Below are 13,780 nucleotides of genomic sequence, written 5' to 3'. Positions count from 1 at the left end.
GGGGGCGAAGGCGAACCGGCGACGGGGGTGCGAGATCCGCCGCGCCGGAAAAGCTACCGCCGCCCCACCCTCGGGCGCACGACCGACGTACCGACGCCGCCGTCTCATCCGTCTCTCAACGGAACCGGACCGCCGCGCGGCCTCCGGCCCCAGTATCCTCCGCCCGTGCCCGACGTCTTCCTCGCTCCCCCCGACCCCGGCGGCGCCGTCGTCGTCGTCCCGACCTACAACGAGGCCGGGACCGTCGAGGCCGTCGTCCGCCAGGTGCTCGGGCTCGACGGCGACATCGCCGTCCTGGTCGTCGACGACGGGTCGCCGGACGGGACCGGCGACCGGGTCGAGGCGCTCCGTCGGGCCCACCCCGCCCGCGTCGGGCTCTTGCGGCGGCCGGGCAAGCTGGGCCTTGGCACGGCCTACCTCACCGGGTTCCGCTTGGCCCGCGATGCCGGCTTCCGCTACATCTGCGAGATGGACGCCGACTTCTCGCACAACCCCGAGGACCTGACGCGCCTGATCGCGGCCTGCCGCCCGGTCTCCGAGGGCGGCGGCGGGGCCGACGTGGCCATCGGGAGCCGCTACGTCGACGGGCTCCGTGTGCTCAACTGGCCGCTCGGCCGGCTGGTGCTGAGCTACGGGGCCGGCGTCTACACCCGCGCCATCACGCGGCTGCCGATCCGCGACGTCACGGCCGGGTTCAAGTGCTTCCGCCACGAGGTGCTCCAGGCCATCGACTTCTCGCGCGTCCGCTCGAACGGGTACTCGTTCCAGATCGAGATGAACTACCGGGCGTGGCGGCTCGGCTTCCGACTCGTCGAGGTTCCCATCGTGTTCACCGAGCGGAGCGAGGGCGAGAGCAAGATGAGCGGGGCCATCGTCCGCGAGGCGATGGGGAAGGTCTGGGAGCTCCGAGCGCGGGCGCTGGTGGGGAGGCTGTAGACGGTCCGGCGAGTTCAGCGGGTCTCGCAGGTTCCGCAGGTTGTCGTCGAACGAACCCGCGAAACCTGCCGAACCGGCTCGACCCGCCGACCCCCTACTGGATCGCCTTCCACTGCTCCGACTGGCGGGGCAGCACGTCGGCGGGGTCGAGGGCCGGGTGGAGGAGCGCTTCGGAGACCCGCTCCATCCGGGCGCCCTGGGAGCCCTTGACGAGCACGGCGTCGCGCGGCCCCAGCTCGAACGGTCCGCCGGCGCGGAGGGCCCCGGCCGCCGCGCGCGACGAGACGGCGGTCTCGATCCGGCCCCGCTCCTCAGGCGTCATCTCCTGGACCGCCCGCCCCATGATCTCGCCGACGGCCACCACGCGGTCGGCCCGGTCGAGCGCGGCGCGCAAGACGCGGACGTGCTCAGCCACCTCGTCGGCGCCCAGCTCCAGCATGTCACCCAGGAACGCCGTCCGGCGCTCGCCCAGGCCCGCCAGCACGTCGAGCGCGGCGACGGTCGCGTCGGGCGAGGCGTTGTAGGTGTCGTCGACGAGCGTGCTCCCGCCCACGCCGTCCAGGCGGCGGAGCCGGCCGGCCTCGGGCGTCATCGCTTCGAGCCCGCGCGTGATCGCCGCGTCGTCCAGGTCGAACACGCGGCCGACAGCCGTGGCCGCGAGCGCCGTGTAGATGGCGTGGTCGCCCAGGATGGGCAGCGTCGCCGTGACGTGCTCGGGGCGGACGTCGCAGTCGGCGCCGGTCCCGTACAACACGACGCGGCCGGCGGTGACCTCGGACATCCGACGGGCGCGCGGGTCGTCACCGTTCAAGACGGCGGTCCCCTCGGCGTCGAGGGCGCGGACGATCTCGGACTTTTCGCGCTCGACGCCGTCGACGCTCCCCAGCGTCTCGACGTGGACCGGCCGGACGTTCGTGACCACGCCGACGGTCGGCGGGAACGCGGCGCACAGCTCCCGGATGTCGCCTTCGAGGCGGGCGCCCATCTCGAGCACGAGGACGGTCTCCGGCGTGAGGTCGGCGTTGAGGAGCGCGAGGGACAGGCCGAGCGGCGTGTTCTTGTTGCCCTCGGAGCCCTTCACCGTGAGCCCCTGCTCCAGCACGGACACGACGGCCGTCCGCGCCGTCGTCTTCCCCACGGACCCAGTGATGGCGACGACCGGGCACCCCAGCTCGCGGACGCGCGCCGACGCCAGCTCCACCAAGTGGCCGACGCTGCTCTCGACCTCCGTGACCTCGACACGCCCGGGCACGTCGACGGGCTCCTCGACGACGACGGCCGACGCGCCCTTCTCGACGGCTCGCGAGACGAACGTGTGGCCGTCGTGGGTCTCGCCCCGGACGGCGACGTAGGTGTCGCCGGGCTGGAGCGTGCGGGTGTCGGTCGAGAACGGCATCGGGGACGGGGGACGAGTGGACGAGTGGACGAGTGGAATCTCCGGCGGTCGGCGCGCGACCGCCAGCGTCGGCGGGACAGGCCTTTCGTAGGGACACGATTCATCGTGTCCGCCAGCGGCAACCGCGCTCGGCAGGGACACGACAAGTCGTGTCCGTACGGGAAGACCCGGTGGGTTAACCGCGGTCCCGGCTCGCTCTCCTTCTGCCGGTTCCCGTGTCCCCGTCCCCTGTTTCCCGCGCCTGCCCCGTTTGCGGGGAGCGGAGCGAGCTACCGCGTCGTCTTGCGGGCGGCGTCGCGGGCGTGGCGGTCGAGCGCGAGGCGGATCAGGTCGTCGACGAGCTGCTCGTGGCTCCGGCCCGTCTCGGCCCACATCACGGGGTACATGCTCCGCTCGGTGAAGCCCGGGATCGTGTTGATCTCGTTGACCAGCACGTCGCTGCCGTCGGTCACGAAAAAGTCGACCCGGCCCATCCCCTCGCAGCCGAGGGCGACGTAGGCGTCGACGGCCATCCGGCGGACGCGGGCGGCGACCTCGTCGGGCAGGTCGGCGGGGACCTCCATCCGCGAGGCGTCGGGGTCCTCGTACTTCGCGTCGTAGTCGTAGAACGCCGACGTCGACACGATCTCGCCCGGGACCGACGCTTCGGGTTGCTCGTTGCCGAGGACGGCCACCTCGATCTCGCGGCCGACGACGCCGGTCTCGACCAGGACGGTCTTGTCGTAGAGGAACGCCTCGTCAAGCGCGGCCCCGAACCCGTCGGCCGCGTCGACGCGCGTCACGCCGACCGACGAGCCCGAGTTGGCCGGCTTGACGAACACGACCGAGCCGAGCCGGTCGGCGAGCGCCTCGAACGAGGCCCGGTCGCGCTCGTGGGCGCGGACGACCGCGAACGGCGTCGTTGGTAACCCGGCCGCCTCCAACAGCCGCTTGGCGACCACCTTGTCCATGCACGCCGCCGACGCCAGCACGTCGGGCCCGACGTACGGAAGCCCGAGCGTGTGCAGAAACCCCTGGATCGTCCCGTCCTCGCCGCCCGTCCCGTGCAGGACGGGGAACACGACCTCGACGCCCTCGCGCTGGAGCTGGCTCGACCGGACGGTAAAGTCGTCCGTGTGGGGGACGAACATGGCGAGCGTGCCGGGGACATCGCCCGACGCGAGGTGGTCGTCGTCGGAGAGGAGCCACCGGCCGTGCCGGTCGATGTAGATCGGCGTGACGCGGTACCGGTCGCCGAGCGCCCGGCGGACGTTGCGGGCGGAGCGGACCGAGACCTCGTGCTCGGCCGACTGGCCGCCGTAGAGGAGTCCGACGTGGAGGGGGTCCGGCATGGAAGGGAACGGCGGGGAGAGGGGCGTCGCAAGCTAGCCCGGTCCGCCGCGCGTCGGCCCGTGGACCGGTGCGCGCGCTCCCGCGTAGCTTCCCCGCCCTCTCTTCCCGAACCTACGCCCCCGATGGCCGACTACCAGCACCTCACGACGCCCACCTCCGGCGAGTCCATCCGCATGACCGACGACGGGCTCCGCGTCCCCGACCGCCCCATCGTCCCCTACATCGAGGGCGACGGGATCGGGCCCGACATCTGGGCCGCGGCCTCGCGCGTGCTCGACGCGGCCGTCGAGAACGCCTACGGGGGAGACCGCCAGATCGAGTGGTTCGAGGTCTACGCGGGCGAGAAGGCGCACGACCGGTTCGGCGAGTGGCTGCCCCAGGACACGCTCGACGCCATCGACAATCACCTCGTCGCGATCAAGGGCCCGCTCACGACGCCCGTCGGCGGCGGCATCCGGAGCTTGAACGTGGCGCTCCGCCAGAAGCTCGACCTGTACGCCTGCGTCCGCCCGGTCCGCTACTTCAGCGGCGTCCCGTCGCCGGTCAAGGCGCCCGAGGACGTCGACATGATCATTTTCCGCGAGAACACGGAGGACATCTACGCCGGCATCGAGTTCGAGAACGGGACCGAGGACGCCGAGCGGTTCAAGGCGTTGATGAAGGAGCACTTCCCGACGCGGTTCGAGAACGTCCGCTTCCCCGACTCGGCCGGGTTCGGCATCAAGCCCGTGTCGCAAGAGGGGACGGCCCGCCTCGTCCGCGCCGCGTTCGACTACGCCGTCGCCGACGGCCGCGACTCGGTGACCCTCGTCCACAAGGGGAACATCATGAAGTTCACCGAGGGCGCCTTCCGCGACTGGGGCTACGAGCTGGCGGATGCCGAGTACGGCGCCGAAAAACTCGACGGCGGCCCCTGGCGCCAGTTCACCAAGGACGGCGTGACGATCACGGTCAAGGACGTCATCGCCGACGCCTTCTTGCAGCAGATCCTGACGCGGCCGGCCGAGTACGGCGTGATCGCGACCCTCAACCTCAACGGCGACTACGTCTCGGACGCCCTCGCGGCCGAGGTCGGCGGCATCGGGATCGCGCCGGGCGCCAACATCAACTACACGACGGGCGTGGCGCTGTTCGAGGCCACGCACGGGACGGCGCCGAAGTACGCCGGCCAGGACAAGGTCAACCCGTCGAGCGTGATCTTGTCGGGCGAGATGATGTTGCGCTACATGGGCTGGACCGAGGCCGCCGACGCGATTATCCAGTCGATGGAGACGACGATCGGCCAGAAGCGGGTGACGTACGACTTCGAGCGCCAGATGGAGAACGCGACCCTCCTGAAGTGCAGCGAGTTCGGCGACGCGCTGATCGAGAACCTGTAATGGGTGACTTGGGCTTCTCCGACGCGCTTTCAGTTGTCGCGCTTCTCCTCTCAACCGCGAGCTTTGCGTATGCGATACGATCAAGGCGCGACGATACAAGAGTTAGGGATCAGGAGAAGCGAACAGCCCTAATGACAGAGTTAGGTGAATATGCTTCCAAAGCTGACGGCTTCAGACGGCTCATTATGGAAGAGGCGCAGAATGTCGACCAGTTCGACACTCCTTACAAATCTGTCCTCGCCCAGGTGGAGGCGACAAGGATCGAGAAGCTCAGGTCAGACGGTTTTAAGAGGCTCGAAGCCCTAGTAGCCAAGTCTCAGAATCTCGATTCTCTGTCCGGTATCGAAGTCGAAAAGCTGATTACCAGAGCCAGGATTGAATACATCAATCTAGGAATTGAAGTGGAATCGGCTCGTTCGCGAATGTCTAAGATCAAGTGGCAGAACGAGAGAAAACGAAAACGCTGACAGCCAGGAGGCGCGTCTTAAGGGATCCTCTCCCTACGCTCAGCTAGATGTTGCAGAGATCGGCTCGGAGCTGGCACGCGCCCGAACAGCCTCTACCCTCATGCTCCGCCGCCGCTTCCTCCAGTCCGCCGGTCTGGGCGCCGCCGCGCTCGCGACGCCCGTCGTGCTGGCGAGCGGCGACCGACAGCCGCCCGTCCGCCCCGCCGTCCGGCCGCCACGGCTGCGGCCCGGCGACACGGTCGGGCTGGTGGCCCCGGCCGGCATCGTCTACACCCGGGCCGACCTCGACGAAGCCGTCGGCCACCTCGACGGGCTCGGGCTCCGGGCACTCCCCGGGCGCCACGTGCTCGCGCGCGACGGCTACTTCGCCGGCACCGACGCCCAGCGGGCCGCCGACGTCACCGCCATGTTCGCCGACGACCGCGTCGACGCCGTCATGGCGATGCGAGGTGGCTGGGGCGCCGCCCGCGCTCTCCCGTTTGTCGACTGGGACGCGGTCCGGTCGAACCCGAAGGTGCTCTGCGGCTTCAGCGACAACACGTCGTTGCTGCTGGCGACCTACGCCCGCGCCGGCCTCGTCACGTTCCACGGACCCAATGCCTCGTCAGACTTGGACGGGTTCTCGGGCGAGAGCTTCCGCCGCGTCGTGATGGACGCGGACGCGGCAACGCTGCGGACGTCCACGACGCCGCTCTCTGGGCCGGCGACGATCACGTCGGGCCGAGCGACGGGCCCGCTCGTCGGCGGCAACCTGTCGGTGCTGGTCTCGCTCGTCGGGACGGCGTGGCTGCCGGACCTGGCCGGCCACGTCCTGTTCGTCGAAGACATCGGCGAGGGGATCTACCGGATCGACCGGATGCTGACGCAGCTCGGGCAGGCCGGGCTGCTCGCGGACCTCGCCGGGTTCGTGTTCGGGGCCTGCCCCCGCTGCGACCCCGACTCGGGCCCCGTCGACGGGTTCACGCTCGACGAGGTCGTCCGCCAGCACGTCGGGCCGCTGGGCGTGCCGGCCTTCCAGGGCGCCGCCATCGGCCACACGTCGCGCAAGCTGACCGTCCCCCTCGGCGCGGAGGCCGAGATCGACGCGGACGCGGGGACGCTCCGGCTGCTCGCGCCGGCCGTCGCCTAGAGTCATGCCAGGTCTCTGATTTCCTCCATCCGCCCCACCCTATCATCCTGAGCCGAGGTCGAAGGATCTAGCGGCTTGTCGGTTCGGAGCCTCCACGACCGGGAGGCCGCGTCGAGCAGATCCTTCGACTCCGCTCGCTGGCGCTCGCTCCGCTCAGGATGACACGTTCGGGATGAGGCCATCACTCCCAGAACGGGTATCAGCGATTCGGTGCGTCAGTGGGTCCGTGTCCGGTACGAGGGACCCGAACTCGACCGCCTGGCCGTGCGCACAAACCACTGACGCACGGATCTACTGACCCACTGACCTACCGCCGACGAGCTTGCGGAGCGCCAGGATGCTGCCGAGGTGGAGCCCCTCGTGGTACAGGTTGAACCGGACGGCGTCCTCGGCGCTCGCCAGCACCACGCCCGGCGTCGTCCGGTACTCGCGGAATGTCTCGAACCGGCCGGCGCGGAGGTCGGCCTCGGTCCGGTCTGGCGCGGAGAGGAGCAGGTCGCGGACCTCGGCCCACGTCCACGCCCGGTCCCAGTCGCGCGGCGAGCTCCTTTTGCGGAAGTCCGCCATGAACCCGTCCGGAGGGTTCGGCGGCATCCCCGAGAGCCCGTAGGTCAGCGCCTGCTCGGTCGCCACGACGTGGCCGGCGTTCCACAGGACGTGGTTGTTGAACCCGTCCGGGATCGTCGTCCGCGCGGCGTCGGGCAGGGCGTCGACGACGGCCGCCATCGCGCGGCGGGTCTGGCGGACGACGTCGAGGGTGGCGAGGGCGTCGGTCATGCCCGGCGCACCCAGGCGTTGTCGACGGCCTCGAAGCCCAGCCGCTCGTAGAACCCGGTCGACAGGTTCGAGTCGCGCAGCATCAGCTCGACGCCCGGCAGGCGGCCCAGGATCTCGTCGATCAGCCGCTTCCCGACGCCGGCCCCCTGGACGTCGGGCTCGACGGCGAGGTCGCACAGGATCGCCGACTGGACGCCGTCGGTGAGCACCCGGGCCAGCCCAACGACGCGGTCGCTCTCCCACAGCGTGAGCACGAGCGACGACGCCTCGAACGCCTGCCACAGCCGGTCCGGGTTGTCGGTCTTGCGCAGCAGCGGGGCGCGGCGGTAGAGCGTCGCGATGCGGGCCGGCGTCAGGCCGTCGAGCGTGTCACGGAGGTCGAGGGAGCCGGGGTCGGTCATCGGGGTGATGCGTGAGGAGTGATGCGTGAAGGGCCGTCGTAGGAGAACCGCGCACCACGAGTCACGCATTGAGCCCGGATGACGGAGCGGAGGTACTCGGCTCACCCCCCCGGGTTCGCGTCGTCGGAGACCCAGCGCCACGTTGCAGCTCGCACCGCGAGCGTCTCCGGGATCGGCCGGGCCGGGTCGGTCCACAGCCGGAGCCGGTGGCCCTCGACCTCGACGTCCCACTCGGCCGTGAGCCCCAAGAACAGGCGGCCGAGGAGCTGGACCGGGACGCCGTCGTCGGCCGGCTCGAGCGCCTCGGGGCGGACGGCGAGGGCGTGGCCGTCGGGCATCGGCTCGCCCGCCAGCCGCTCGGCGAGCGCCCGGTCGCGGATCACGTTGGCGCCGCCCAGGAACGACGCGGCGTAGGCCGTCGGCGGGTCGGCGTACAAATCCTCGGGCGTGCCGACGGCCTCGACCCGTCCGGCCCGCATGAGCGCGATCCGGTCGCTCAGCGCCAGCGCCTCCGACTGGTCGTGCGTCACGTAGAGGCTCGTCACGCCGATCTCGCGCTGCAACGCCTTGAGCTCGGCGCGTGTCGCCTCGCGGAGCGCCAGGTCGAGGTTCGACAGCGGCTCGTCGAACAGCAACACGTCGGGCTCGACGGCGACGGCGCGCGCGAGCGCCACCCGCTGCTGCTGGCCGCCCGAGAGCGCCGCGACCGGCCGGTCCTCCAACCCCGCCAGGTCGACCCGGGCGAGCGCCCGCGCCGTCCGCTGGCGGACCTGGTCGCGGGCGACGCCTCGCACCGTCATCCCGTAGCCCACGTTCTCGCCGACCGTCATCGTGGGGAACAGCGCGTAGCTCTGGAAGACCATCGCCGTCGGCCGGTCCTGGGGCGCGCGCCGCGTCACGTCCGCGCCGCCGATGCGGACCGTCCCCGCGTCGGGCGTCTCGAACCCTCCGACGAGCCGGAGCAGCGTCGTCTTCCCACACCCGGACGGGCCGAGCAGCGACACGAACGCGCCCTCGGGCACGTCCAGCGTGACGTCGTCGACGGCCGTGACGGCGCCGTAGCGCTTGACGACGCCGTCGATTCGAATGCCGGGACTGGGGACCGGGGACGGGGGACTGGGGAGGGCCATCGGCGAGTATGAAGCCGGGACGTCCCCCAGTCCCTTTAGTCCCTAGTCCCCCTGCCCTTGCAGCGCGGCCGTCACCTTCTCGGCGGCCTCCTGGAGCCGGATCGCGCTCTCGATGGGCAGCCCGCTCTCCTTCAGAATCTGCATCCCCTCCTCGGCGTTCGTGCCCTGGAGCCGGACGATGAGCGGGACCGTCAGGTCGATCTTCGACGCCGCCTCGACGACGCCGCGCGCGACCCGGTCACACCGGACGATGCCCCCGAAGATGTTGACCAGGATGGCCTTCACGTTCGGGTCCGACAGGATGATGCGGAATCCGGCCTCGACCGTCTGCGCGTTCGCCGTCCCCCCGACGTCGAGGAAGTTGGCCGGCTCGCCGCCTGCCAGCTTGATGAGGTCCATCGTCCCCATCGCCAGCCCGGCCCCGTTGACCATGCACCCGACGTTGCCGTCGAGCTTGATGTAGTTCAGGTTGTGCCGGCCGGCCTCGACCTCGAGCGGGTCCTCCTCGGCCTCGTCGCGCATCTCGGCGAGTTCGGGGTGGCGGAAGAGCGCGTTGTCGTCCAGGTCGATCTTGGCGTCGAGCGCCACCACGCGGCCGTCCTCGGTACGAACGAGCGGGTTGATCTCGGCCGTCGTCGCGTCGGACTGGCGGTACGCCTTGTAGAGGGCCGAGACGAACTTCCGGGCCTCCTTGAGCGCCTGGCCCTCGAACCCGAGCTTGGTCGCGATCTCATTCGCTTGGTACGGGCGGAGCCCGATGGCCGGGTCGACCCAGACCTTGACGATCTTCTCGGGCGTGGCCTCGGCGACCTCCTCGATCTCGACGCCGCCCTCGGTCGACGCCATGATGACGTCCATCCCCCGGGCCCGGTCCAGCGTCACGCCGACGTAGTACTCGTGGGCAATGTCCTCGGCGGCCGTGACCAGGATCTTCTTGACGAGCTGGCCGTCGGGCCCGGTCTGGGGCGTGACCAACGTCATGCCCAAGATTTTCTCGGCGTTGCCGCGGACGCCGTCCAGGCTCGGCGTGAACTTGACCCCGCCGCCCTTGCCGCGCCCGCCCGCGTGGATCTGGGCCTTGACGACGAACTGCTCGACGCCGTCCTTCGCCATCGTCTCGGCCGCCTGGACGGCCTCCTCGACCGTGTCGGCGACGATGCCGTGCTGGACGGCGACGCCGTGCTGGGCGAGGATCTCCTTGGCCTGGTACTCGTGGACTTTCATGGGGAAGGTGTAATCGGGTGAGGTCAGATCGGATGATTGGGAGGCGGCCCACCGCGCGGCCTCCGGAGGGCACGCCAAGCTAGCCCCGGCCGTTCCGTGGACATCGGGTGATCTTGCGGCCACGAGCCCCTCGTTCCGTGCGCCGCCCCGCCGGGGACCAATCGCCCGATCTTCAATCGCCCGATCACCCGATGCCTTGACCCGCTTCGACTGGCACGTCTTGCGACGCTTCCTCTCCGGCACCGCGCTTCTGCTGGCGTTGCTGGTGGCCACGTTCGTCGTGCTCGACCTGGCCGAGCGGATCGACGACTTCCTCGACCGCGGCGCGACGACGGCCCAGATCTTCGGCGAGTACTACCTCTACTACGTCCCCGACATCGTCCGGCTGACGAGCCCGCTGGCCCTGTTCCTGGCCGCCGTCTACGTGACGGCCCGGCTGGCCCAGTCGATGCAGTTGACGGCGATCCACATGGCCGGCGTCTCGACGTGGCGGGTCATGCGCCCGTTCGTCATCGTCGGGCTGGCGGCGACGGCGGCGATGCTGGCGTTCAACGGGTTCGTGGTGCCCCGGGCGAACGCCGTCGTCCACGAGTTCCAGAACCGGTACTACCGCGACGCGCCCGAGGGCGGCGGCGGGTCCGAGATCGTCCGCCAGACGGCGCCGGGCGAGGTGCTCACGGCCCGCTACGTCGACCGCGAGCGGGCCCAGGCCTTCCGCGTCAGCGTCGTCGCCTTGGCCGACGGCGGCGGGGTCGCCCGCCGCCTCGACGCGGCCCAGATGACGTACGTCGACTCGCTGGCGACGTGGCGGGCCGTCGACGTGGCCGTCCGCACGTTCGCGGCCGACGGGGCCGAGACCTACGCCTACCACGCCGAGCTCGACACGGCGCTCGCGGTGCGGCCCCGGGACCTCGCCCAGTCCGAGCGCGACGCCGAGCGGCTGACGGTGGTCGAGGCGCGGGACTACGTGGCGTCGCTCGAGCGGGCTGGCGTCACCGAGCGCGGGCGACCGCTCGTGGCCTACCACGCCAAGTTCGCGTACCCGTTCGCCAACCTGATCCTGGTGCTGCTGGCGGTCCCCCTCGCGGCCCGGCGACGGCGGGGCGGGCAGGCGGCCCAGCTCGCGCTCGGCCTGGGGGTGGCGTTCCTCTACCTCGCCCTCCAAAAGACGATCGAGCCGTTGGGGTACGTCCAGACGATCCCGCCCGTGGTCGCGGCGTGGCTCCCGCACCTCGTCTTCGCCGCCGTCGCCCTCGCGCTGCTGGCCCGGTCGAGCCGCTAGTGCAGCGTTCGGGACGGTGGGGGGATGGGCGTGTGGGAGTTGTCGGAACGGAGCGGATCCGCCCGTACACACACGGGCATCCTGCTCTAGCGCGGGGCGCCGGCCGGGGCTCTGGTCTTTATGCACTAGTGCCCTAAGACACCAGTGGTATTCGCTCCATGTCACCAAGCGGGACGGGCGGGTCTCAGAACGATAAGACGTTTTCCCAACGAACTGTTCCAAATGTGCTTGCACGAACAATTGAAACTGAGGGGGTCATTTTCCGAGGCAGGCGGCTATGACGAGAGGGTTTATTAGGGGAGTCCCCCACCTCCATCGACTCACGACGATGCCGACCCCACCACGCCGCACCGACACCGTCCTCTCGTACCGCGACCTCGTCCGAATCCGCACTCGGATGGACCTCCCGGGCCGGACCTCCGAGTTCACCGGCCGCATCCGAGGCGAGCGGGCCGAGGGCATCGACGGCCTGCACTTCCGCGAGGTTCTGAGCAAGACCGGCCGCGAGGTCGTCGTCCGAGACCACCTCGGCGAGACCCGGTCAATGTTGATGTTCGGGTCGAACAACTACCTCGGGCTGGCGACACACCCGCGCGTGGTCCGGGCCGTCCAGGACGCCGTCGGCGCGGTCGGCGTCGGGGCGGGCGGGCCGCCGATCCTGAACGGGCACGGGCCGCTCCACCGCCAGCTCGAAGAGCGGCTGGCGGCGCACGAGGGGAAGGAGGCCGCGCTCGTGTTCTCGAGCGGGTACTCGGCCAACGTCGGGCTGATGAGCGCGCTCCCCGGGCCCCGCGACGTCGTCTTCTACGACGAGGAGATCCACGCCTCGACGCTCGACGGGCTCAAGATGGGCCGGATCGAGGCCCGGTCGTTCCCCCACAACGACGCCCGGCGCCTGGACACGTTGCTGGGCGAGGCGAGCGCGACCTACCAGAACGCCTTCGTCGCCGTCGAGGGCGTCTACTCGATGTCGGGGACGGTCGGCCGGCTCGACCGGATCGGCGAGGTCACGGCCCGCCACGGGGCCACGCTCATCGTCGACGAGGCGCACGGGACCGGCGTGACGGGCCCGCACGGGGCCGGCACCGTCGCCATGTTCGACGCGGGCGACGCGGCCGACGTCGTGATGGGCACGTTCTCGAAGGCGTTCGGCGTCTCGGGCGGGTTCGTCGCCGCCGACGCCGACGTGGTCGACTACCTCCGCTACTTCGCCCGGTCCTACGTGTTCTCGACGGCGCCGTCGACGGCCATCTGCGCCGCCGTCCTCGCCGGGCTCGACGTGATGGAGGACGAGCCCGAGATCCACGGCCAGCTGATGGACGTGTGCGGGTACTTCGCCCAGGGCCTGCGCGAGCGCGGGATGGAGGCGTCCGGCGTGACGGCCGTGTTCTCGCTGCCGGTCCCGGCCGGGACCGACGTCCGCGCGGCGGCCCACGACTTCAACCGGCGCGGCCTCTTTTTGAACCACGTCGAGGCGCCGGCCGTGCCGACGTCGCAGCAGCGGTTCCGCGTGAGCCTGACGTCCGACCACACGCGCGACGACGTCGACCGCTTGCTGGAGGCCGTCGACGCCGTGTGGGCCGTCCACGTGGCGCCGGTCGGCGACGGCCGGGCCGGGGCCGATCCCGTGCTGGTCCGCAAGTCCGCCTAGCGACAAGGCGGCCCTCCGCCTACGCCTCCCCGCTGGGCCCGGTGAACCGGACCTGCTGCTGGCCCACGTCGCCGATCTCGCCGTGCTGGCCCTCGTAGCGCTGGATGTTGTCCGCGAGCGCCGCGAGCAGGCGCTTGGCGTGGCCCGGCGTGACCACGATCCGGCTCTTGACGCGGGCCTTGGGCACGCCCGGCATCACCCGGATAAAATCCAGGATGAACTCCTCCGGGCTGTGCGAGATCATGACCAGGTTCGAGTAGACGCCCTCGGCGACCTCCTCGGAGAGCTCGATGGACAGGGACGGGCCGGGGGACTGGGGCGGTTCCATGGGTTCGCGTAGGGACGCCGCAAGCTAGGGCCCGGCGGGCCCGGTGTCAGGCGTCCCGGTCGAGACGTCGACGAGCGCGACGCGGCGCGCGCGGACGGCGCCGCCGTGCTGAGGCTGGACCTCGACGACGAGCGTGTCCCCCCCCGGTCCCAGGGCTGCTAGTTCTCAGGCGCGAGTCATATTCCTACACAAAACAACAGTCATCCCCGCGAAGGCGGGGACCCATACGGGGCCGCTCGCCGGACACAATGGCCGCATGGATTCCCGCGTGCGCGGGACCGCGAAGCGACGGCGCCAGCCAATGACGACTGTGGTTTGATTGCTATCGACAGAACGTAGCAGCCCTGC

Annotated in this window: 13 protein-coding genes; 6 read left to right on the top strand and 7 right to left on the bottom strand. The window is 70.7% G+C overall.

Annotated elements, in window-relative coordinates; translation table 11 throughout:
- Positions 1–165 precede the first annotated feature (165 nt).
- Positions 166–936: a polyprenol monophosphomannose synthase gene (locus tag ACOOHE_RS06930; RefSeq protein ID WP_420457077.1), complete on the top strand. Its 771-nt coding sequence runs from the start codon at positions 166–168 to the stop codon at positions 934–936.
- A gap of 94 nt (positions 937–1,030) precedes the next feature.
- Here ACOOHE_RS06930 and ACOOHE_RS06925 read toward each other — a convergent pair whose 3' ends face one another.
- Both ACOOHE_RS06925 and ACOOHE_RS06920 read right to left on the bottom strand, forming a co-directional pair.
- Complete coding sequence (locus tag ACOOHE_RS06925) at positions 1,031–2,332, bottom strand: UDP-N-acetylmuramoyl-tripeptide--D-alanyl-D-alanine ligase (RefSeq protein ID WP_420457076.1); 1,302 nt, start codon at positions 2,330–2,332, stop codon at positions 1,031–1,033.
- A gap of 269 nt (positions 2,333–2,601) precedes the next feature.
- Positions 2,602–3,663: a D-alanine--D-alanine ligase family protein gene (locus ACOOHE_RS06920; RefSeq protein ID WP_420457075.1), complete on the bottom strand. Its 1,062-nt coding sequence runs from the start codon at positions 3,661–3,663 to the stop codon at positions 2,602–2,604.
- Positions 3,664–3,786: 123 nt separating this feature from the next.
- Between ACOOHE_RS06920 and icd the strand changes: the two genes are divergently transcribed.
- The 3 genes from icd to ACOOHE_RS06905 all read left to right on the top strand — a co-directional run bounded on the left by icd (position 3,787) and on the right by ACOOHE_RS06905 (position 6,639).
- Entirely contained in the window at positions 3,787–5,043 is a 1,257-nt protein-coding gene (gene icd, locus ACOOHE_RS06915; protein ID WP_420457074.1) for an NADP-dependent isocitrate dehydrogenase, read from the top strand.
- A complete protein-coding gene (locus tag ACOOHE_RS06910) occupies positions 5,043–5,510 on the top strand; it encodes a hypothetical protein (protein WP_420457073.1) in 468 nt (155 codons plus the stop codon). Before icd ends, ACOOHE_RS06910 begins: the two co-directional genes overlap by 1 nt.
- Before the next feature lie 100 nt (positions 5,511–5,610).
- Positions 5,611–6,639, top strand: a complete 1,029-nt coding sequence (locus ACOOHE_RS06905; protein WP_420457072.1) for a S66 peptidase family protein — start codon at positions 5,611–5,613, stop codon at positions 6,637–6,639.
- Between the two features lie 291 nt (positions 6,640–6,930).
- On the opposite strand, the gene ACOOHE_RS06900 is transcribed toward ACOOHE_RS06905, so the two are convergent.
- From ACOOHE_RS06900 to sucC, 4 genes are all read right to left on the bottom strand, one after another.
- Positions 6,931–7,416, bottom strand: a complete 486-nt coding sequence (locus ACOOHE_RS06900; protein ID WP_420457071.1) for a DinB family protein — start codon at positions 7,414–7,416, stop codon at positions 6,931–6,933.
- Positions 7,413–7,817 (bottom strand): GNAT family N-acetyltransferase, encoded by a 405-nt coding sequence (locus tag ACOOHE_RS06895; RefSeq protein WP_420457070.1) that lies wholly within the window; start codon positions 7,815–7,817, stop codon positions 7,413–7,415. Before ACOOHE_RS06895 ends, ACOOHE_RS06900 begins: the two co-directional genes overlap by 4 nt.
- A 101-nt stretch (positions 7,818–7,918) precedes the next feature.
- Positions 7,919–8,947 (bottom strand): ABC transporter ATP-binding protein, encoded by a 1,029-nt coding sequence (locus tag ACOOHE_RS06890; RefSeq protein WP_420457069.1) that lies wholly within the window; start codon positions 8,945–8,947, stop codon positions 7,919–7,921.
- 42 nt (positions 8,948–8,989) lie between these two features.
- Entirely contained in the window at positions 8,990–10,171 is a 1,182-nt protein-coding gene (sucC, locus tag ACOOHE_RS06885; RefSeq protein ID WP_420457068.1) for an ADP-forming succinate--CoA ligase subunit beta, read from the bottom strand.
- Between the two features lie 196 nt (positions 10,172–10,367).
- On the opposite strand from sucC, the gene ACOOHE_RS06880 reads away from it, so the two are divergent.
- Positions 10,368–11,453: an LptF/LptG family permease gene (locus ACOOHE_RS06880; RefSeq protein WP_420457067.1), complete on the top strand. Its 1,086-nt coding sequence runs from the start codon at positions 10,368–10,370 to the stop codon at positions 11,451–11,453.
- Positions 11,454–11,781: 328 nt separating this feature from the next.
- Entirely contained in the window at positions 11,782–13,104 is a 1,323-nt protein-coding gene (locus ACOOHE_RS06875; RefSeq protein WP_420457066.1) for an aminotransferase class I/II-fold pyridoxal phosphate-dependent enzyme, read from the top strand.
- 19 nt (positions 13,105–13,123) lie between these two features.
- On the opposite strand, the gene ACOOHE_RS06870 is transcribed toward ACOOHE_RS06875, so the two are convergent.
- Positions 13,124–13,432 carry a DUF3467 domain-containing protein gene (locus tag ACOOHE_RS06870; RefSeq protein WP_420457065.1) on the bottom strand — a complete coding sequence of 103 codons (309 nt, stop codon included), beginning with the start codon at positions 13,430–13,432 and terminating at the stop codon, positions 13,124–13,126.
- Between the last annotated feature and the right edge of the window lie 348 nt (positions 13,433–13,780).

This window comes from Rubrivirga sp., from assembly GCF_965213695.1.
Taxonomy (GTDB): Bacteria; Bacteroidota; Rhodothermia; order Rhodothermales; family Rubricoccaceae; genus Rubrivirga.
The sequence above is the reverse complement of the archived record's forward strand: the minus strand, read 5'-3'. Positions and strand labels throughout refer to the sequence as shown.

Excerpts from the sequence above, each read along its gene's own strand:
- ACOOHE_RS06900 (WP_420457071.1), bottom strand. The coding sequence starts at position 7,416 with ATGACCGACGCCCTCGCCACCCTCGACGTCGTCCGCCAGACCCGCCGC.
- ACOOHE_RS06905 (WP_420457072.1), top strand. The coding sequence starts at position 5,611 with ATGCTCCGCCGCCGCTTCCTCCAGTCCGCCGGTCTGGGCGCCGCCGCG.
- ACOOHE_RS06910 (WP_420457073.1), top strand. The coding sequence starts at position 5,043 with ATGGGTGACTTGGGCTTCTCCGACGCGCTTTCAGTTGTCGCGCTTCTC.
- ACOOHE_RS06870 (WP_420457065.1), bottom strand. The coding sequence starts at position 13,432 with ATGGAACCGCCCCAGTCCCCCGGCCCGTCCCTGTCCATCGAGCTCTCC.
- sucC (WP_420457068.1), bottom strand. The coding sequence starts at position 10,171 with ATGAAAGTCCACGAGTACCAGGCCAAGGAGATCCTCGCCCAGCACGGC.
- ACOOHE_RS06895 (WP_420457070.1), bottom strand. The coding sequence starts at position 7,817 with ATGACCGACCCCGGCTCCCTCGACCTCCGTGACACGCTCGACGGCCTG.
- ACOOHE_RS06875 (WP_420457066.1), top strand. The coding sequence starts at position 11,782 with ATGCCGACCCCACCACGCCGCACCGACACCGTCCTCTCGTACCGCGAC.
- ACOOHE_RS06890 (WP_420457069.1), bottom strand. The coding sequence starts at position 8,947 with ATGGCCCTCCCCAGTCCCCCGTCCCCGGTCCCCAGTCCCGGCATTCGA.
- ACOOHE_RS06925 (WP_420457076.1), bottom strand. The coding sequence starts at position 2,332 with ATGCCGTTCTCGACCGACACCCGCACGCTCCAGCCCGGCGACACCTAC.
- icd (WP_420457074.1), top strand. The coding sequence starts at position 3,787 with ATGGCCGACTACCAGCACCTCACGACGCCCACCTCCGGCGAGTCCATC.
- ACOOHE_RS06920 (WP_420457075.1), bottom strand. The coding sequence starts at position 3,663 with ATGCCGGACCCCCTCCACGTCGGACTCCTCTACGGCGGCCAGTCGGCC.